The sequence below is a fragment of the Vibrio sp. THAF190c genome (genome assembly GCF_009363355.1).
Taxonomy (GTDB): Bacteria; Pseudomonadota; Gammaproteobacteria; order Enterobacterales; family Vibrionaceae; genus Vibrio; species Vibrio fortis_A.
The window spans coordinates 1,429,684-1,449,570 of record NZ_CP045339.1 but is presented as its reverse complement, the minus strand read 5'-3'; the positions used below and the strand labels follow the sequence as shown (position 1 = coordinate 1,449,570).

The window sequence follows — 19,887 nt, the reverse complement described above, 5'->3', positions numbered from 1 at the left end:
GTTCAGTGACAAAGGCGTTAGTAAGGGCGCTGATACGCAGTTTTAACCACGGTGTAAAACTCTTTCGCATACTGCCCCTGCTCACGAGGACCAAAGCTAGACTCTTTGCGTCCGCCAAATGGCACGTGGTAATCCGTGCCGGCTGTTGGTAGGTTCACCATCACACACCCGGTTTGTGCTTGCTCTTTGAACATCGCACTTGTGCGTAGACTTTGAGTAATGATGCCGCCAGTTAGGCCAAAGCGCGTGTCGTTGGTCGTAGCGATCGCTTCTTCTAAATCTGCTACGCGAATAACGCTAGCCATCGGAGCAAACACCTCTTCCTGGTTTACCTCCCAGCTGTTTTGCGTGTTCAAGAAAAGCGTTGGCGACATGTAGTAACCTTCGTGCTCTAGGTTTAAGCGCTCTCCACCGAAGGCCAACTCCGCGCCACTTTGACATGCCTTTTCAATCCACTCGAAGTTCGCTTCCAGCTGTTTTCCATCAACCACTGGGCCCATGAAAATGCCATCTTTAAGTGCGTGGCCTACTTTGAGTTCGCTCATGCGTTTAATTAGTGCTTCGACGTATTGATCGTGGATGCTATCCATCACCACAAGACGAGAAGAAGCCGTACATTTCTGACCTGCACCTGAGAATGAACCAGCAATGGTTGCTTCAACCGCCGTCTGGATATCGGCATCGTCTGCGATAACCAGCGCATTCTTTGAGCCCATTTCCAATTGGCAACGGACGAAGTTTGGCGCTGTCGCGGCAGCAACTTTACGGCCTGTATCCACTGAACCGGTGAAGCTCACACCGTTTACATCTTTCGAATGAATCAGTGCGTCGCCTACTGTTGAACCGCTGCCCAATACAAGGTTGAACGTACCCGCTGGAATGCCTTGGCGGTGGATGATCTCAGTTAATGCAACCGCACTCGCTGGCGTTAAATTCGCTGGCTTCCAAATAACGCTGTTACCAAAAGCCAGTGCTGGGGCAATTTTCCAAGCTGCGGTCGCAGTCGGGAAATTCCAAGGAGAGATAATGGCGATAACGCCTACTGCTTCACGAGTCACTTCAACGGAGACCCCTGGACGGACGGAAGCTGCGTTATCACCAATTTGACGAAGTACTTCAGCAGCGAAGTACTGGAAGAACTGACCTGCACGATAGATTTCGCCACGACCTTCAGCGAACGGCTTACCCTCTTCACGAGAAAGTAGCGTTCCAAGTTCATCACAGCGCGCAATCAGCTCATCACCGATCGCCTGTAGAACAGCTTGCTTACGCTCAATTGGTGTTTTTTCCCACTCAGGTTGAGCGTGTTTTGCTGCTGAGATAGCCTGTTGTACTTGTTCAGAGCTTGCTTGCGCGAAATTTCCAAGGTTTTCTGAAATATCGGAAGGGTTGATGTTCGAAACAGTACTCACGCCTGCTTGCCATTCACCACCAATATAGAGTGCATTTTCTGCTTGAACATTGTTTAGTTGAGTCATCATTCTATCCTTGTTACGTCTTTGCGACTGTTGAGTCTGGTCGCTCTGTATTGATTCGATAATTAAGTTGTGTTCGTTTCATTTACCCAGGGCTATTCCTTATGCCTGTGGCGAAGCAGACACATACACGACAAATTCCACTAGCATCTCTTCTCTTGCGAGACCTGCCACAACCATCGCTGCTCGGTTTGGGTATGGCGCTTCAAAATGCTCCGCATAGATTGCGTTAACTGTTTTTAGGTATTCACGGTCGGTCACGTAGATCAGCACCTGAAGCACTGAGTCCAATGATTCTCCTGCGCACTCCAGTGTGTGTTTTAGATTGTTAAAAGTTTGTCGCGTTTGAGCTTCAATACCACCTTCAACGACCGCACCCGTATCATCAATTGGGATTTGAGCGGTATAAAGAGTACCGTTGTTAACAATTGCCCACTCTAGAGGCGCTTTAGAGGCAAATAGTTCCGTTTTTACTGGCTGCTTTTTAGTTTGTGCGTTCACTTTTCAATCCAACTTTGTAACAACTTTGTTTCAAGATGGTTAAATATTGCACCTTGACGCCTGATAAATCTAACGGTAAATTTCGTGCATTTGATAAATAAAACTTATCACCATGCGCTAAGTAAGGTGAAACAAGGGATTGAGGAGGATTCAAACGGATGAGTATCAAACTGCAGCAGTTAAAACATTTCGTTTTTGTGGTCGAGGAAGGGGGTTTTAGAGCCGCAGCGAACCGTGCCAACCGCTCTCAAGCAGCACTATCAACATCGATTAAAGAGTTAGAGAAGATACTCGGACAACCCCTGTTTGAAACAGGCAACAAGTCAACTCTGACGCCATTTGGCGAAATATGTCTACCTAAAATTATTCAGTTTTTGAATGTTTATAAAGCACTAGATAATGACTTACGCGCCGCGGCGGCAGGTCAACAAGGAAGAGTAAGGATTGCAAGCGTTCCCTCTGTAGCCGCAAAATTAATCCCGAGTGTTCTAGGCGCCTTCTGTGAGCAATACCCGAATGTAGAAGTGAGTTTAATTGACGATAATGCGGCTGGCGTAGAAGCAAGACTATTGTCTGGGGAGGTTGATGTCGCGCTAGGCAACAGCTCAAGCCTCGATGAAGACACTATCGATTTTACTCCATTGATCTCAGACCCGATCGGTGTCGTTTGTTTGAAAGACAATCCAATCGCTAATCAGCCAGAAGGGATAGAGTGGCAGACGTTGCTTCAACAACCCTTTATCAGAAATGGTACATGTACCCTACTCGACCCGACTCCAGCGCGAACGCTCAGTGAACAAGCACTCTACTCGGTAGAGAACATCACATCCTTATTTTCGGTACTTGAGCTTGGGATTGGGGTCACAACGCTGCCAAAACTCGCTTTCCCAACGAACGAGACTCGTCTAACTTGGATTCCGTTGATCGATCCGCCGTTAAAACGCCAAATTGGTATTTTCAGACTGTCAGATAGGACGATTTCTCCGCAAGCACAAGCCTTTCATGACTTGTGCGTGCAGTATTTGAAGATCAATCAATAACGGTTTGCTTATTGGAAGGGTTGATGGGTTAAAACTAGTGGCTTAATCGCGATTCAACCAATCGCCTGAAATCGAAATAGAGTGCTGTTCGAAATCTATCGTACAATTCGCTCCTAATGGCAGAGTGAACATTGGATGGGTATGACAGCAATCGAAGCCCGATAAGATCGGCACTGCTTGACCATTTAGCACCTCTAACAATACGTCTAGTGGTGTGCGGCCTGTTCCTCTGTCATTAAACAGCTCATGCTTGCCGAGCACAATTGCAGACACACGGTCGAAAATGCCACATGCCTTAAGTAGCGAGAAAGAGCGCTCTACCGTTTCAATTCCAAGCATGCAATCTTCAACTAGCAAAATATCGCCCTGCTTAATCTCTGGCATGTATTCACTGCCCCAAATGGCCCCCATGGTATTGAGGTTGCCACCGATAATGCGCCCTTCAACAACGCCCGAGCCTAAAAATTGCCATTCGTTCTGATAGACAGGTTTTGCTTTATCTTGGGTTTCCCATTCTGCTCTAAAATCTGTCCAAACCGCCGGCATTTTATAAGTATGCTGATCAAGGTCTTGGCATAGAATTTCGAGGAACGATGCGAAGGTTTCCTCAACCAATGGCGCAAATTCTCCAAACGAAGCCACCAAAGCTGGACCGTAAAAGGTCGGTATGCCTGTTTTGGCGTGAATCCCGAGTAGTAGCGCAGTGACATCGGAGTAACCGATGATCACCTTAGGATCATTTTTCAACGCTTCATAATCAATATAAGGAAGCAATGCATTACTGTTGTTGCCGCCAATGGTAGACATAATGCAGCGAACACTTGGATCTCGAATCAGCGCGTTTAACTCCTCTACACGCTCCTGAATTAACCCAGAGCGATACCCATCAGACTTGCCCGTGAGCTGACCTGCCACTAATTCAAATCCCTTGCTTTCAAGAAACTGTTTGGCTCTTTCAAAACGTTTCGGTGCAAACACCGTTGCTGGAGATGACGGAGAGAAAAACGCGATCTTGTCGCCTCGCTTTAAAGGTTTTGGTAGCAACATTTCGATTTCCTTATTCTTTTTATTCAATAGCCATCAACTAAGCTATTGAAATATAGAGAAGATTTCAACATATAAAACGAAATTCAGTTTAACGTTTGAGATGTAAACTCAAACAGACACATAAAGGGTAGAACGTAAAAGCCGCACTACGAACCATGAAAGGAAAAAGCCACTAATTATCGCTTAAATTTAACGCACAGATATACGTATGTACTACAATGTATATACATCAATAATACATAGTGAAGAGGTAGGTATGAAACAATTAAAACTGTTGACTAAAAACCATGAACAACCCGTATTTGGTCTGTTAGAGCGTATCAGTATCGTTGCACTAGTGATCGTCGCCACGCTTTTCACCATGGCATAACCAAGCTCTGAGTACCTAAAGGGAAAAGAATGTTTATGGAAGCTTGTTTTAGAGGTTGCGAGTCAATATCTAGATTCTGACTTATCAGGAGGAACGCCTAGATAGTGGGATTGAGATAAACCGCGGTTGAGCATCACGCTTGACCTGAGTAAGCGGCGAAAACTACTGTGGCTTTTCATTTTCTGATTCATGCTCCGCTACAAAACGTTTGATGAACTGCCTAATCTCGCGTGCAGCAGAGGTATCCATGTCATCACACAGTGAAATAAAGTTATCTTTTAACTCACTGTTAATTCTGATGATCAACTGGCTATCTTTAGCGTTCGCTTTGTTCTTCTTAGTGGCCATCACTGCGCACCCTAGATACTCGATTTGATTAGTTCGATTCTAAGACACACAAGAGCAGAGAGCCAATGCGAATCGTATATTCGATGTATATACATGATCCGGCTCTACAATTTGTTACAAGTGGAAAGTCACAGCGTGACAAGATAACAGCGCTAAGTCACAGAAAACCTTAGCTTATCCGTACATGTAGCGCGACATAAAGAAGTTTACATTCTCAATAACAGCATCATACTCATCTTCTGTTTTCTCCACATCCCAAAACAGCAATTTGTCGTACGTTGGCATCGGCGAAACCATTTGGATGGCATTCAAGCTCACTGTGATTAATAGGTCGTAGTGACCAGCGCTAAAATCACCCTCTACTTTTTCAAGGCCCCCAAAAGTCTGCACGCTTGCCCTTTCTCCAACGGCAGAGGTTGGAATCGAATAGCAGACAATATCAAAATGCCCATAGCACTTGATATCCAGCTGCTGAGCTGCAAAAAGAGCAAGGTCATTACTGGTATCCCCCAACACAAAAATTCTTTTACGTTTCAGAGGTGCCGTTGTTCGGCCCGATAAGGCAGAGCGTTTTACTCTGCCATCCAGTTTGTTACTTCGTCCAATCGTATTACCCAAAGCGGCCACTGATATAGTCCCTAGTCAAACGGTGTTGTGGATTATGAAACACTTCCTTGGTCTCATTCACTTCAATTAAGTCACCCAAGTGGAAGTAAGCGGTGCGGTCAGAAACGCGCAAAGCCTGCTGCATAGAGTGCGTAACAATCACGATACTGAACTGTTTTTTGAGATCATGTATCAGCTCTTCAATGACTTCTGTCGCAATCGGGTCAAGCGCCGAACACGGCTCATCCATTAAGATGACTTCAGGACTAATCGCTATCGTACGAGCAATACACAAGCGTTGTTGCTGTCCGCCAGAAAGCCCCGTCGCTGGGTGGTCAAGACGGTCTTTCACTTCATCCCATAAACCCGCTTTGGTTAGCGATTCTTCAACCACTAAGTCCATATCAGATTTCTTCTCTACCAAACCATGTAAACGAGGACCGTAGATAATGTTGTCGTAGATGGATTTAGGGAATGGATTTGGTCTTTGAAACACCATACCCACTTGAGAACGAAGTTCTACAATCTCTTGCTCTTTACCGTAGATATCTTGGTTATCTAAAGTGATACTGCCGTTAATCACGCAACCTTCTACGGTATCATTCATGCGATTGAGACAGCGAAGAAAGGTCGACTTGCCACAGCCCGACGGGCCAATCATAGATAAGACTTCGCGTTCGCCAATGTCTAAGCTGACATTTTTGATCGCTTGCTTTTGTCCATGGTCGTAAAACACATCAACATTGCGCGCTGACATACGCGCTTGGTCAATAAAAGGCAAACCGACAGTCTCTCTCGATTCATCTACACGATGATGAACCGAATTTGCTGCTTGGACTTCAACTTGCAGTTGGCCAGATAAAGTTTGAATATTTTCAGTCATTTGAGAAGCACTCCTACCAACGGCGTTCTAAACGTTTACGCAGTAGTACCGCGCATGAATTCATAAAGGCTAAGAAGAAAAGTAAAACCATGATTGCGCCAGAGGTGTTCTCCGCGAAGCCTTTTTCTGGGTTTTCAGCCCACAGATAGATTTGTACAGGCAAAGCACTGGCGGCATCGAACGGCCCTTGTGGCACATCGACAATAAAAGCGACCATTCCAATCATAATTAGAGGCGCCGTCTCACCCAGAGCTTGTGCCATACCGATAATTGTCCCCGTCAGCATCCCAGGCATCGCCAATGGCAAAACATGATGTGTTACCGATTGCATCTTCGACGCCCCTACTCCTAGCGCAGCGTCCTTAATCGATGGAGGCACCGCTTTAATGGCAGCGCGACTAGAGATGATGATAGTGGGCAGTGTCATCAACGACAAAACTAAGCCACCAACAATTGGCGCCGAGCGAGGCAGTTCCGCGACATTTAAGAAAATCGCCAAACCAAGTAAACCGAACACGATCGATGGAACAGCCGCTAGGTTGTTGATGTTAATCTCGATCATGTCAGTGATTTTGTTCTTAGGTGCGAACTCTTCTAAGTAAGTAGCGGCTGCAACCCCAATTGGGAAACTGATACAAAAACAAACAAGTAAGGTATAAAACGACCCAACCATGGCTCCCCAAATCCCCGCCAGTTCGGCATCTCGACTGTCACCGTTAGTGAAGAAGTTCTTGTTAAAAACCGTTCTAACTTTGCCTTGGCTTTCAAGTTGCTCAAACCAAGCAATCTGGTTGTCTTTAAACTTTCGCGAATCTTCTGGGATGGAGGAATCGACATTGCCTTTGTTGTACTGATTCGACAGATCGCCTGCCAATGCCCAGTAGGTAATTTCACTACCTACCAAAGAGGGATTTTCTACAACCCGATCACGCAGATCATACTCTGCCCCTCTAGAAATGAAGGAATACAGAGCTTTACGCTCTTTTCGACCGTTGACTTCAATTTCCTCTCTGAGCGCGTTACGCAGAGCTTTCATGTAGTTAGCGCTGAACAGCTCCGTTTCGTCTGGTGATTCATTGATAAGCCCCAGAGTGTCATGATCTAAACTGACCTGCAGCTTGATCTCCGTGGTGTAGAAAGCGGTGTAACCCTGAGAGGTGATAGACGAAATTAAGACTACAAGGAACATGATCGCGCTGATGATAGAAACAATACCATACCAACGAAAGCGCCCTTCTTTCGATTTCCTTTTCGCTAAGCTTGCCTTTACTTTGGCTTTCTTAGTCTTTGATATTTCATTTAAGACACTAGTCATATTGTTCTCGATATTTCTTAACGATGCGTAACGCAACAAAGTTCAGCACCAGCGTCACCACAAACAGAGACAGTCCCAGTGCAAATGCAGCTAGAGTTTTCGGGCTGTCAAACTCCTGGTCACCAACCAGTAAGGTGACAATCTGAACGGTTATGGTGGTTACAGATTCGAGTGGATTTGCCGTGAGGTTTGCAGACAAGCCCGCAGCCATCACTACAATCATGGTTTCACCAATGGCGCGTGATACGGCCAACAACAAGCCACCTACAATGCCCGGAAGCGCAGCTGGAAGAACGACATTTCTAATGGTTTCAGATTCTGTTGCCCCAAGGCTTAAAGAACCATCACGTAGCGATTGCGGTACGGCAGTGATCACGTCATCAGAAAGAGAAGATACAAACGGAATGATCATAATGCCCATAATTAAGCCTGCGGCTAATGCACTTTCAGACGACGCTGAAGTCAAACCCATAGCGTGGGCTGTGTCGCGTATCATTGGTGCGACGACTAAAGCAGCGAAGAAGCCATAAACAACGGTTGGAATGCCCGCTAGGACTTCAAGAATAGGCTTAGCAACGCTTCGTACTTTTGGTGAAGCATATTCCGCAAGATAGATTGCACTCATCAAACCAACAGGCGCGGCTATACACATAGCGATAGCGGAGATCATAAGTGTGCCGACAAACAGCGGGATGAAGCCAAAAGCGCCACTTGCACCTTGTTGGTCTTCACGGAGTGCCACTTGTGGCGACCACTCCAACCCAAAAATAAAATCCGTCACGGGTACGATATTGAAAAAACGGATCGCCTCAAACAATACCGACAGCACGATGCCCAAAGTGGTAAGAATCGCGATGATCGAACAAATAATCAGAAACAGCTGAAGAATATTTTCAACATAAACACGCGCTTTCACTTTTGGTCGAACGAGTTTTAGACCTAGTACTAACCCTGCAAAAGCGATCGCAATCAGCGTTGCAAAGCGAATATTGTTACCCGACTCCATCACGTAGGTGTAGTAACGAGACGCTTCAATTAACCATCTCTTGTCAGTATCTGTAATACCATCCGCGACGTGCTTTATCTGGCTAAACAGTAGAGATGGCTCTGTACCACCAGTAAGTACACTGCGTGGTAGGTTTGACATCACCATAGACTCAACAATCGCTGGGTAGAATGCACTCCAAACCGCGAAAATGATCAGTGCAGGAATGGCTGACATCATTGCCGCTAATGTCGCATAGTATGAGGGTCTAGAGTGAAGGTATCTTAATCCACCGTTTGAATGAGCCAATTGTCTGGAGCGACTCTTAGTTGCCACATAGGCAAGCGTTGAGATACCGAACAACAAGATCACAAGCAAAGAATTCATAGGACCTCTGAAAATAAAAACGGGGTAACCTATTGGCTAGGCACCCCGTGATTTCGACAAGAATTATAGGTTTGGTGTTAGCTCAGTACCTGCTGCACGAACCAATTTCCAATCTCTTGCAGATAGAGGAATTAGACCGCGGTCAGCTAGGTAGCCTTCATCACCAATAGCTTGTTCAGAAGTAAACGCCGCTACGTACTCTTTTAGACCTGGAATTGTGTCTTTGTGCGCTTCTTTCACGTAAAAGTACAGTGAACGAGATACTGGGTATTCACCAGAGCCAATCGCATCAAATGTCGGTTCTACGCCATTTACAATAGACGCTTGAACTTTGTCTGCGTTCTCTTCAAGGAAAGAGTAACCAAACACACCCAGAGCGTTCGGGTTAGAAGCCAGTTTCTGAACGATTAGGTTATCGTTCTCGCCTGCTTCAATGTAAGCGCCGTCTTCACGTACAGAGTGACATACCGCTTTGTATTTCTTTTTGTCAGTCTTTTTAAGTGCTTTGATTTGTGGGAAAGTCTTACAGCCACCTTCTAGAGCAAGCTCTGCAAAAGCGTCACGTGTTCCTGATGTTGGTGGAGGACCAAGTACTTCGATCTTGATGTTTGGAAGTGTTGGGTTCACTTCTTTCCATGTTTTGTATGGGTTTTCTACAAGATTCCCGTTCGCGTCTGGCACCATTTTCGCTACGCCTTTGTAAACGTCTTGTAGAGACAATTCAAATTGTTGAGCTTTTTTAGAGTTCGCTAGCACGATGCCGTCAAAGCCAATTTTAATTTCAACGATATCCTTAACACCATTTTTGGCACACAACTCAACTTCCGAAGCTTTAATTTTACGAGAAGCATTTGTGATATCTGGTGTATTTTCACCGATACCCGCACAAAATAGTTTTAAACCGCCACCTGAACCTGTTGATTCAATTTTAGGTACGGAAAAAGAAGATGTACGGCCAAATCGCTCTGCAACAACAGTCGCGAATGGAAATACAGTTGATGAACCAACAATACTAATGTAGTCGCGTGAAGCAGCATTAGCAACGCCGCCTGTAGCCATAGTTAGAGCAACTGTTGTAGTAGCAATAAGCGCTTTAATTTTCACATCAACCTCCAAGTTGATAAATGAATTAATGGAGTTAAACATCTGTAATCATTAAGATGCTGAATAATCAGTTCGATTTATGTTTTGAACTCCAATAATTCAAACAGAGGCTTGTGACGATTTTATTGCACAAAAATTAATCATAAGTTACATATCTATAATCCACACTTCACATTCACGAAGCATAGTATCCCCGAGAAGAGACCTAATAATAAATCTTTGATAAATAAACATTTACAAAAGAGGCCACAACTTTGGGAATGTAAACTATTAGCTTTAAACAGTGCGCTTGACGACCGTTCACCACCAATAACTCATCTTCACCAAGTTCGCTTGTCACATGAAAAACAGTATCAGATCGATGTTCTTAAAATAACCAATAAATGGATGTTAAATGCAGCCCCTGCATTCATTAAATTTTCATATATATCAACTAACCTCCTGAAAAAACAAGCGAGTCAATAATAACCCTATGATTGGTTATATTGTCTCTACCTTCAATTTCAAGTTAAATGGAAATAACTGTTGAGGTTTCAATGCAATTGTCCATTATTCAGCGAATCATTATCGGCTTTGGTATCGTTATTACTTTCGTTGTCGCCATCAGTATTTTTGCCTATTTCAATCAGAGTAAAATGGCACAACAGTTAGAGCTAACATCGGTAAAGATGACGAATCTCCTCGCAGATTCGAATTTGTTGGGTCAAAACTTACAAAATATCAACCGAGCGGTTTTGGTTCACGCCAATACAGATTCTGTTGCTAACCGAAATAAACTAGAACAAGAGTTTTACGAAGAGAAGCAGCGCTATTTAACCAATTACCAAGAGTTGCTCAACGACTTCAATAATTTCCCTGCACTACAAACGCATATCGCCGAGTTAAACACCACTGCCCAGCGTATTTTCATTAATGCTGAACAGCAGTTAGAAACAAAGAACCGGCGCATGAGTGCGCGACACAAAACATCTCAAGAGCTAAATCAGTTTGATGAAAAATGGAAATTCTTCGAGCAAGACATCAGCGACCTAGCAGCTGTAGCAAAAGCCAACAGACAACGCACCAATAACCGCAACCTCAACTACTTAGTCGCACAAGGAACAGGCGCTGACCGTTATCTGCAGAAGATCTACGCAATGGAAGATGTCGATGACGCTGAGGTAGTCAAGAAGGAATTAATCGCTCACATTGAAAGGTTTAAGGATAAAGCAAAGCGAGTCCCTATCTCGATGCCAGAGAGTAAAGAGAGCATCAGCTTCTATTTGAATCAGTTGATACGTGCCATTGAGCAGCCGCAAGGAGTACTACAACAGCACCTTACCTATATTCAGCTAACGGCCACCAGCGAACAACTTCTGCGCCAGCTTGCTGCAGACATGGACAGTGCCATAAACAGCTTTGAGCTTATGGGAAATGACATCGGTTCTTTGGTAAGTCAAACCGCTAATGAAGCACAGCAAGATTCAAACAGAGCACTACTCCTTAACGCTTCACTTGCGGTGATTTCTACTCTTATTGCCCTCGCCATCTCCTCGACGATTGTATTATCGATCAAGAGACCACTGCGCAAGATTGTTGAGGCACTCGACAAGCTGACTTCCGGTAATCTTACTCATCGTATTGAAACGGGTTTTCGATCTGAACTGGGTGCCATCGCCCTCAATATCAATGCGTTAGGCTCTCAGCTAAGTAACGTTATCACTCAAGTTCAGCAGTCTGCAGACACATTGAGTGATGTCGCCAATGAAAGCCATATCTTAAGCAATAAAACAAACATTGACGTCGCTAAGCAGCAGAAACAGACCGACACAATTCGTCAATCGGTAACGGAAATGAAGATCGCCATCGACAGTGTCTCCAGCTCAGCCAAAGAGACCAGTGATGAAGTCGATAAGATCACAGTGTTAGCTCACAACAACATGGACAGCATGCAGCAAAATCTGACCTTTGTTAGCCAGCTGCAGAGCTCGCTAGTCGAAGCAACCGATGTGATTCATCAACTCTCAAATGAATCTCGCCAAATTGGAGATATTCTCACTGTGATTCAGTCAATCTCTGAGCAAACCAACCTATTGGCACTCAATGCCGCAATTGAAGCGGCTCGCGCCGGAGAACAAGGACGAGGATTCGCCGTAGTCGCAGATGAAGTACGCTCGCTAGCAACTCGAACGCAAAGCTCTGCTAATGACATTGATACAATGATCACCAACCTTCAGTCTCAAGCCGAAAAAGCGGTAATGCTAGTAGAGAACAATCTAGAAAAAGCTGCCGCATCAGTCAATCAAACCAATCTCAGCAACCAATCGTTGGATATTATGGTCACAAGGCTCTCAACCATTAATGAAATGAGCCGCCACATAGCTGATGAATCAATAAAACAGAGCAATGTTGCACAGGAAGTCATGAGTAACATCGCTTATATATCCAAAAAAGCCGTCAGTATTGCAGAAGAAGTCAATCAGTCAGCGCGCAACAGTGAGTCCTTAAATGAGTTATCTAGTCGCCAGAGTGAATTAATTTCGCACTTCGTCATTCGTTGAGCCTAGCTCTATTCACCTTAATGACTCAACCAAAACAAAAAGCGGGCTATTCATCGATAGCCCGCTTTTTACTTTGCATTTGCTAACCATATCAGCACGACGCTCTATAAACCTGTAAACGAAACGCGACAATAACGTCACAAATCTGTCATCTCTCGCCTGTAGATTACCCTGCGAAGTTTAACTAAAGCTCTGATTAAAAAGATATGTCACAGGCAAAACACCCTTTAGACAACAAAATCATCGCCCTATTACAGCAGCGCGGCATGATCAAAAGTGAAGCGAAAACACGCCTGAAGAAACAAGTTTATAAGTTGCAGGCTTCAGAAGTGAATCAGATCAACAACTATTCCAATCACTTTGGCTTGAACGCAAAACAGAAACTGATTGATGAGATATTGGATATCAGACGCGAGGCGATGATTTCTAGCCTCACATCTGAAAAAGGTAGGATCTAACTTAAAGTCACTTGATTAGAAGAAGTCGATAGAGTTACGACCACTCTTCTCATCACGTTGTGGCTTTGACTTCTCGTTTTGAGCCTTAGGCTTATTGGTAGATTTGTTCTTCTGTTTACGTGGCTCAGCGGAAGCACTCAAATTTTGGCCTTGATTAGCGCTCTTATTTTTCTGCTTAGAAGAACGCTTAGATTTATGCTGCTGTTTAGGCTCTTCTTTTTTCTTTGGTTTCTCAACCACTTCTTGAACAGGCTGATCACAACAAACCACGTAGTACTCTTGGTTGAACTCAAAGAAGTCACCATCGTACATTTTGCGACGCTTACGAGTTTCTAGCTCACCATTTACCGCAACGTAACCTTCAGAAATCACGTGCTTGGCCTCACCGCCACCGCCAACTAGGTTAGCGATCTTAAAGACTTTATATAGCTCGATAGGTTGTGATGAGACATCAACGCCAATCGCTTCAATCTCAATCTCTTCGCCTTCTTCGCCATACTGATCCACTTCATCGTAATCAGCGTCTTCGTAGTATTCTTGGTCCATGATGAACTTACCTAAAACATGTTCTTTATCGTATGCAGCGCAGTGTAATGGGAAACCAACAAAATAACCATCTTCTATTTACGCCCCAACACGAGGAAAAGAGAGCGCAAAGCAAGCACCATCAAGATAACTCTCTCCCACGGTAACTTGAGCCTGGTGACGTTCACACACCTGCTTTACAATAGCGAGGCCTAGTCCATGCCCTGTCTTACCTTTATTCCTTGCTGCATTTGCGCTGTAGAAAGGATCAAACAAGAATGGCCAGTGCTCCGACTCAACACCTTTGCCATCATCATGCACTTCAACCACAACTTCCCCATCGTTATACCAAAGCTCAATCACAATCTTCGAATCAGCGAACTTAAATGCGTTACGTACGATGTTGTCTACGGCGCGATTAAACAACTTAAGATCAACGTGTAAGGGCACAGACTCTTTAAGAGGTACCTTAACGAGATCAAGCGTGGTCTCTTTTTCCCATATAGCACATCGCTCATCCAGCCAGTTATTCATATCGACAGGCTGCAACTGAAGTTCAGAGCCCCCTCGCTCCAGTCGCGAGTAGTAAAGCAGCTCATCGACCATGTCTTCCATCTCTTCAGTGTCAGCAAGTATCCGTGCGATTGCCTTCGACTGTTTGTTCGTAGGGTCCAAATCACTCAATAGCTCTGCTTGCCATTGAATACGAAAAATCGGCGTTCTCAGCTCATGAGCAACAGCATTGGTCAGTGATTTATTACTGTTGATTAGATCGCGAATCTTATCCGCCATCACATTAAAACTGCGGTTAAGCGTACCGAGTTTAATGCTATTTTTCTCGGAAGCACGCTGCATCAATTCGCCATTAGAAAACGCAACCGTAACCAATTCTAAATTCTTCAAACGACGTTTGATTCGCCACACCAAGAAAAGACCACTGAAGGCAAAGCCTGTGATGGCAAACACCCAAATGAATCGGTTCTCGGTCTTTATCTTTTTCCTTAGGAAAGAGTCTTTGTTGTCCGATAATTCGTACACGCTTTGACTGCCAGGTAAACGCAGCCAAAGAAAGTCTTCTTCATGGTAGTACACGTTTACATCTGGATTACCAAACGCTTTTTGAACCATTTTAGGTGCGGCTTCAAAATCCACAATACGAAGATTTTGGCGCGTTTTTTCCGCATAGTTTGTCAAAATGGTTTCGGTTTCGACTATTCCCTTCTCGCTCGCAATCGTGCTAATCAGCTCTTGGTAAGCTTCTGCTTGATGATCGCGCAGGATGTATTCATAGTCGGTACCCAGCTTATAAACGACAAAAGCGTACGAATAGATACTGATGAGGAAGATTAGCGTCAGGCCCACCAAGTATTCAAAATAGATTCTTCTCATTAAGAAAAGTCGCCTTTACCAGCGTTCAGGAACAAATAGATAGCCTTTACCGCGAACAGTAATGATCTTTTTCGGTGGCATAGTGATGTCATTCAGCTTCTTACGAAGAATCACGATTTTGTTATCGATAAAGCGATCGACACCATCGTATTCAATCCCTCGAATCTCCTGAGTCAGATAATTGCGTGACAAGACCTGTTCAGGCGAAGACGCCAATAACCAAAGCAGCTCAAATTCACTCTCGGCAATCGGAATATCTTGGCCAGCATGAACACATGATTTGGTCGCCTTATTGAGGGAAAGCTTGCCAAAGCTCAGCTCATTGCCATTACCCGTAGTATTTGGTTGTAGATCTTGAGTTCGACGAAGCAGCATACGCACCCTTGCCAGCAATACACGTTGTCGTACAGGTTTGCTAATAAAGTCGTCTGCACCCGTTTCCAACGCCGCAACATGGTCAAAATCGTCGTCACTGGCCGTTAAGATCAGAATTTTGCCATTGAATTGGCTACGTATTTCACGACAAATGGTCAGCCCATCAACCTCTGGCAACATTAGATCCAGAAGTACAATGTCAGGTTGAATTGTTAAAATTTGCTCACAGGCAGTTGCCCCATCAGATATGGTAGCAACATCAAATGATTGGCTCTCGAAATACTCTTGCAGCATTTCTCTTAGGACTGGATCGTCTTCCACGATCACTAATTTAGGGTTGGTCATAAATCCTTCTTACCGTGTTTCTTGCTACCCTTGTGAACCGCTTCCTTGATTTTGAATTCAGCACATTCGTCTTACATAGCTGTGATTTTTTAAAATTAATTTGGTTTCATAAAATGATAGATATATCTATATAACACATAAATAACAGATAATGCAGCTAAAAATTCAATGCAATTCATTAAATTGATGAATAAAAAAGCCGGTTAGACTAGAAAGAATAACCGGCTCCAATTAACGACTTAGTTTATTACTTCCTAATTACTTTGTGTAACGAGGAAACTGTTCGAAAGCACGGCGGTATGTCACATACTCGTTCGAACTCCAAAGTCTTAGCTCTTCTGGGTCGTAGTCGTACACTTCTTTGCGAGCAGCATTGAAAGAGCTTTTATTGTTCTCAACAATTTGGTCACCAAAAATCTGCGCTACATTAAACATATTGTCTAGCTCGTCATCCTCAAACTTACCAATCGCACTGTTTTGAGCGGTTTGTAGGCGAGATAAAGAGTTACACTTGCGCTTCATGTGGTCTTCATCAGACTCACCATCGACCTTAAAGCGCAGACACTTGTTGCCATCTTCTTCGTACTCTTCAAACATTCTGTCGAACATTGTCCAACGTGCGAAACCAGTCGTATCGCGAAGCGCAATCAATGCGTCTTTGTCGCCTATCGCAATAATACGAGCTTCATTACGGTCACGCGTGTTTCTAAATACTGACAGCGCATTTCGAACTGGATATGGCGCGCTATTTAGCTTCTCGACACGAGCTTTTTGTTCATCTTGATACAAAGCACGTGAAGCGACAGCATTCGCAAGCGAGTTACGTGAGTTCAGCGAGTAGTTCACCCCTTTCCAAGTAAAGTTAATACCGTCTGGGTCAGCGGTTGAACTGTTAGCTAAGTTAATCGCGATTGAATCACTCAGTCCACGAACAGAGTCACCAAGGCCATATTCATTCGCACGGTTATACTTAGATAAATTCGCTAACAGCGTACCAAAATAAGGAACCACAGTGTCTTGTGTAGCACCTTCAGTCCAATATTCAAAGGCATCTTGTCCGCCCAACACAAAGTAACGCTTCATTGGCCATAGGTATGAAGGTACTGCTTCAATCGTTTGAGTCATACTCGGTTGGTAACGAAGTACGGTTTCAACATAATCACCATTGCCATCAACGAAGATCGCTTGACGCGCTTCAGGTCGGCCAGCTAGGTCTGACAGATGTGTGTACAACTTGGTTATCTTATCTGACAGATCAATCAACGCTAGACTTGAGTTCTCAGTTGAAATATATGGTGAATCGCGACGAACCAACATTTGCGCAGCAAGTAGTTTATCCGGCCACACACCCAGCAGATCAACTGAATTAGACGCAGTTTGGTACGGGTTGTTTGCCTTCAAGCTTGACCAAATATGACCGTCACGCGTCTCAGAGCGCATCACAATTTCGTTTGCTTGATTTTTAAGTAGTCGAACAAGCTCCTCATCGAAACAGCTCGTCGGAACGTCGCGGTTCAGTGACATGCCACCCTGGTACGTTAACCAAAGATCAGATAGTGTTGCAAAGCGATAACGGTTCGGCACCCCCTCAACACCACTTAGCTCTTCCAACTCACACACTTTGTCTGGTGCTGTGAGTACATCTAAGAAGAAGTCAGCCGCCAGATTTGCTGCATTGTACGTGTCACAAATAGGACGTAAACCTGCAGACATATTATCTAGTGATACTGGATTTCCGCGAAAATCTAAACAGTTGTTCTCTGCGATCTCTTCAAACACCTGCCCTTTGTTATTGGTAGTATCAGCGCCAATGTAACGTGCGAACATAAAATCGATTTCGCCCACGTTTTCTACAATGTCACGTATCTTCTGGAATTCATACATACGTTGCCAGAAGTATTCGTATTGGTGATATTGAGAGAACCAATCACGACCATTTCGGCGGTTCGCCGTTTCATAACTATCATAGTAACGCTGAATACGGAACTCCGTAATCTCGGTTAGCGATGTACCTTCATCAAAACGATCACACGTTAAACTTGTTGTTGTGTGTTCATCGGTACAGAAGCGGTAGCTCGCTAATTCTGGGATACCATCAGTACCTGCGTTAGCACGCAAGTGAGCAATAACACCGGTAGGATACGCATTGTAATCCTCGGTCATCTGGCGGTCGTACTCTGCCAATGAGTATGTCTTACGAACTTGAGCGCCGGTCTTATCACGAACTGATTCACCAACAAACTCGTTGGTTTCAATCTCACGAGCGTAAGCAAATTTAAGCGCTGCCTTGTCGTATTTACCAAAGACCAACAGCTCATCAAAAATCGATGCACCGTAATCCATGATCGAGCTGTATGCTGCAGGTTTACCTTGGTGACCAAGGCTACTTTGTGCTAACTCTTCGGTAGTGTAGAAGTGCGTCTTATCGACAGAGCCCATGAAGTTATGGCGTAAACCTAAGTTATGGCCTAGCTCATGAATCAAAGTCGACTTAAACATGTGCTCAGAGATCGCTTCACTTGCGAACTTCTGCTGCTCTAAGCTCAACTCATTCCATTTTTTCATGGTGTTTTGTTCAGCATCAGCAAAATAACCACCATCAGCGTAGTCAATACCAGCGATCAGACCTTTTGCATTAGTACTTAGCCACATTGCGTCTTCACTGTAGACATTCTGCTCAGAGAAACGTTTCAGCATATCTTGACGTTTATAAAACGCTTTTAGCGCTGCATCTTGGTTGGTTACATCAAATTGTTGGTTTAAGTCAGCTTTTGGTAGTTCATTAATGAACTTACCTTGACCAACAAATTCCATCTCACCTTCGGTCACTTGTGGAACGAATTGGTCTGGGCCTCGGTCAGCGGCGATCATGTCGTTAAACACATCAACATCAGTACGCTCAGCAACCACAGGTGCTGCGTCACCATCAGCCTCACCACTATCAGATTCACTCTCCACTTTCGGTACAAGCTTAGCGATTTCTTGACGGTTATAGCGCATCGCCAAGTCATCCCAATAACGACGAGTGGTAGTACGAATAACGCCTAAGTACTGGTTAACATGAGCATGAATGATCTCGCCCGTTAGTGGGTTAGTTGCCGATGGGCCATAACCCAACAAGCCATTATCTACCGGCTCATCAATCAGATTGAAAACGTTATAACGTAAGTCTCCAGATTGAATTCCCGCTTTTTCATCGGGGTTAACAATCTTAATTGGCGGCACTCCAGTGCCTTCAAGAGACTCGTTGACCTCATTCATCGTATCGATAGTCAGTTGACGGTAGACTTCGTTACCCTCTTTAAAGTAGCTATCGCTCAGGTAGTAATCGATCGACTCTAGATTTGGGTTAAAACGGTTGATGTAAGCGAAGCGCGAGCCTTGAACATCACTTTCGCCTGTGTGAGTTTTCACCGCCTTACTATCATTAAAAAAGCCGTAGTACGCACTGTCTTGGCCCTGATAATAAACGGGCTCGTAATTTGAGCTCGCTAGCTTATCTAACTTGACTAAAGAGTAGAAAAAGCGAGTTTTGAAAGACAACTGTTCTAAGCCACCAAACTCATACTGATCGTCGGGGTCAGCAGTGAATGTACGCTCTAGCTCAACGTTAATCACGCCTTCTTCCGGGTTATATTCGTATGAGATAACGCGAGCGTCAGCACTCTCTGTTACGTTACTCGCCGTATACCAGGTAGTAAGCGCATCTTCTGCTAGCGACTCCATATTTTCATATTTAGGAACAAAGTGTGTCGCTGCTGTCCAGTCGACATTCTCATCCGTGTTGATCTCTTCTTTGTTGGTACATTCACCGTAACCATTTTCAGCACAACGATACTGTCTGAATTCACCCGGAATTTTCAGTACAGGTTTACGGTTGATTTCATTGTCCCAACGACTAGGATCCAGAGAATTTACTTTATCGCTATCTAGCGCTTCAACGTATATACCATTGGTTTCGTCAAAACGCAGCTTGACCAACTTTGGGTCGCCTTGGAAGAAACCACGCTGCGTTAACGCGTAACGTGGAGCCTCACCAGTTGAAGGCATGTACATCCACAATGATTCTGTATCTAGAGATTGAACGGTCATCTCTTTTGCGGATCTTTCGACTGTATCATAGGCACGATCCTCGGCCCCACACCCACTGAGTACAGCAGCGATACTCGCTGCAATTATTGCTTTTCTAAACAT

General features: G+C 44.4%; 16 protein-coding genes. 3 read left to right on the top strand and 13 right to left on the bottom strand.

The window, feature by feature from the left end:
• Positions 1–17 precede the first annotated feature (17 nt).
• Both FIV04_RS21500 and FIV04_RS21495 read right to left on the bottom strand, forming a co-directional pair.
• Positions 18–1,478: an aldehyde dehydrogenase family protein gene (locus tag FIV04_RS21500; RefSeq protein ID WP_152470688.1), complete on the bottom strand. Its 1,461-nt coding sequence runs from the start codon at positions 1,476–1,478 to the stop codon at positions 18–20.
• 99 nt (positions 1,479–1,577) lie between these two features.
• Positions 1,578–1,976, bottom strand: coding sequence for a RidA family protein (locus FIV04_RS21495; protein ID WP_152470472.1), 399 nt, complete (start codon positions 1,974–1,976; stop codon positions 1,578–1,580).
• Between the two features lie 158 nt (positions 1,977–2,134).
• Here FIV04_RS21495 and FIV04_RS21490 point away from each other — a divergent pair, with 158 nt between their 5' ends.
• The gene (locus FIV04_RS21490) at positions 2,135–3,016 is read left to right on the top strand and encodes a LysR family transcriptional regulator (protein WP_152470471.1); all 882 of its coding nucleotides are present in this window, start codon (positions 2,135–2,137) and stop codon (positions 3,014–3,016) included.
• A 42-nt stretch (positions 3,017–3,058) separates the two neighbouring features.
• Here FIV04_RS21490 and FIV04_RS21485 read toward each other — a convergent pair whose 3' ends face one another.
• The 7 genes from FIV04_RS21485 to FIV04_RS21455 form a co-directional block, all read right to left on the bottom strand.
• Positions 3,059–4,063: a S66 peptidase family protein gene (locus tag FIV04_RS21485; RefSeq protein WP_152470470.1), complete on the bottom strand. Its 1,005-nt coding sequence runs from the start codon at positions 4,061–4,063 to the stop codon at positions 3,059–3,061.
• 532 nt (positions 4,064–4,595) lie between these two features.
• A complete protein-coding gene (locus FIV04_RS21480; RefSeq protein ID WP_172974301.1) occupies positions 4,596–4,781 on the bottom strand; it encodes a hypothetical protein in 186 nt (61 codons plus the stop codon).
• 174 nt (positions 4,782–4,955) lie between these two features.
• Entirely contained in the window at positions 4,956–5,408 is a 453-nt protein-coding gene (locus FIV04_RS21475; RefSeq protein ID WP_150869447.1) for a hypothetical protein, read from the bottom strand.
• Entirely contained in the window at positions 5,392–6,270 is an 879-nt protein-coding gene (gene pstB / locus FIV04_RS21470) for a phosphate ABC transporter ATP-binding protein PstB (RefSeq protein ID WP_152470469.1), read from the bottom strand. The genes FIV04_RS21475 and pstB overlap by 17 nt, the downstream gene beginning before the upstream one ends.
• A 13-nt stretch (positions 6,271–6,283) precedes the next feature.
• A complete protein-coding gene (gene pstA, locus FIV04_RS21465; protein ID WP_152470468.1) occupies positions 6,284–7,585 on the bottom strand; it encodes a phosphate ABC transporter permease PstA in 1,302 nt (433 codons plus the stop codon).
• Positions 7,578–8,957, bottom strand: a complete 1,380-nt coding sequence (gene pstC, locus FIV04_RS21460; protein WP_152470467.1) for a phosphate ABC transporter permease subunit PstC — start codon at positions 8,955–8,957, stop codon at positions 7,578–7,580. The genes pstA and pstC overlap by 8 nt, the downstream gene beginning before the upstream one ends.
• 63 nt (positions 8,958–9,020) lie before the next feature.
• Positions 9,021–10,061 (bottom strand): PstS family phosphate ABC transporter substrate-binding protein, encoded by a 1,041-nt coding sequence (locus tag FIV04_RS21455; protein ID WP_150869767.1) that lies wholly within the window; start codon positions 10,059–10,061, stop codon positions 9,021–9,023.
• Between the two features lie 536 nt (positions 10,062–10,597).
• Here FIV04_RS21455 and FIV04_RS21450 point away from each other — a divergent pair.
• Both FIV04_RS21450 and FIV04_RS21445 read left to right on the top strand, forming a co-directional pair.
• Entirely contained in the window at positions 10,598–12,601 is a 2,004-nt protein-coding gene (locus FIV04_RS21450; RefSeq protein WP_172974300.1) for a methyl-accepting chemotaxis protein, read from the top strand.
• Positions 12,602–12,807: 206 nt separating this feature from the next.
• Positions 12,808–13,059 carry a hypothetical protein gene (locus FIV04_RS21445; protein WP_032552385.1) on the top strand — a complete coding sequence of 84 codons (252 nt, stop codon included), beginning with the start codon at positions 12,808–12,810 and terminating at the stop codon, positions 13,057–13,059.
• Between the two features lie 15 nt (positions 13,060–13,074).
• Here FIV04_RS21445 and FIV04_RS21440 read toward each other — a convergent pair whose 3' ends face one another.
• From FIV04_RS21440 to FIV04_RS21425, 4 genes are all read right to left on the bottom strand, one after another.
• Positions 13,075–13,605, bottom strand: a complete 531-nt coding sequence (locus FIV04_RS21440) for an RNA-binding S4 domain-containing protein (RefSeq protein ID WP_032552384.1) — start codon at positions 13,603–13,605, stop codon at positions 13,075–13,077.
• A 78-nt stretch (positions 13,606–13,683) separates the two neighbouring features.
• On the bottom strand, positions 13,684–14,973 hold the full coding sequence (locus tag FIV04_RS21435; protein ID WP_152470465.1) for an ATP-binding protein: 1,290 nt from the start codon (positions 14,971–14,973) through the stop codon (positions 13,684–13,686).
• A 15-nt stretch (positions 14,974–14,988) separates the two neighbouring features.
• Entirely contained in the window at positions 14,989–15,693 is a 705-nt protein-coding gene (locus tag FIV04_RS21430; RefSeq protein WP_152470464.1) for a response regulator transcription factor, read from the bottom strand.
• 258 nt (positions 15,694–15,951) lie between these two features.
• On the bottom strand, positions 15,952–19,887 hold the full coding sequence (locus FIV04_RS21425; RefSeq protein ID WP_152470463.1) for a zinc-dependent metalloprotease: 3,936 nt from the start codon (positions 19,885–19,887) through the stop codon (positions 15,952–15,954).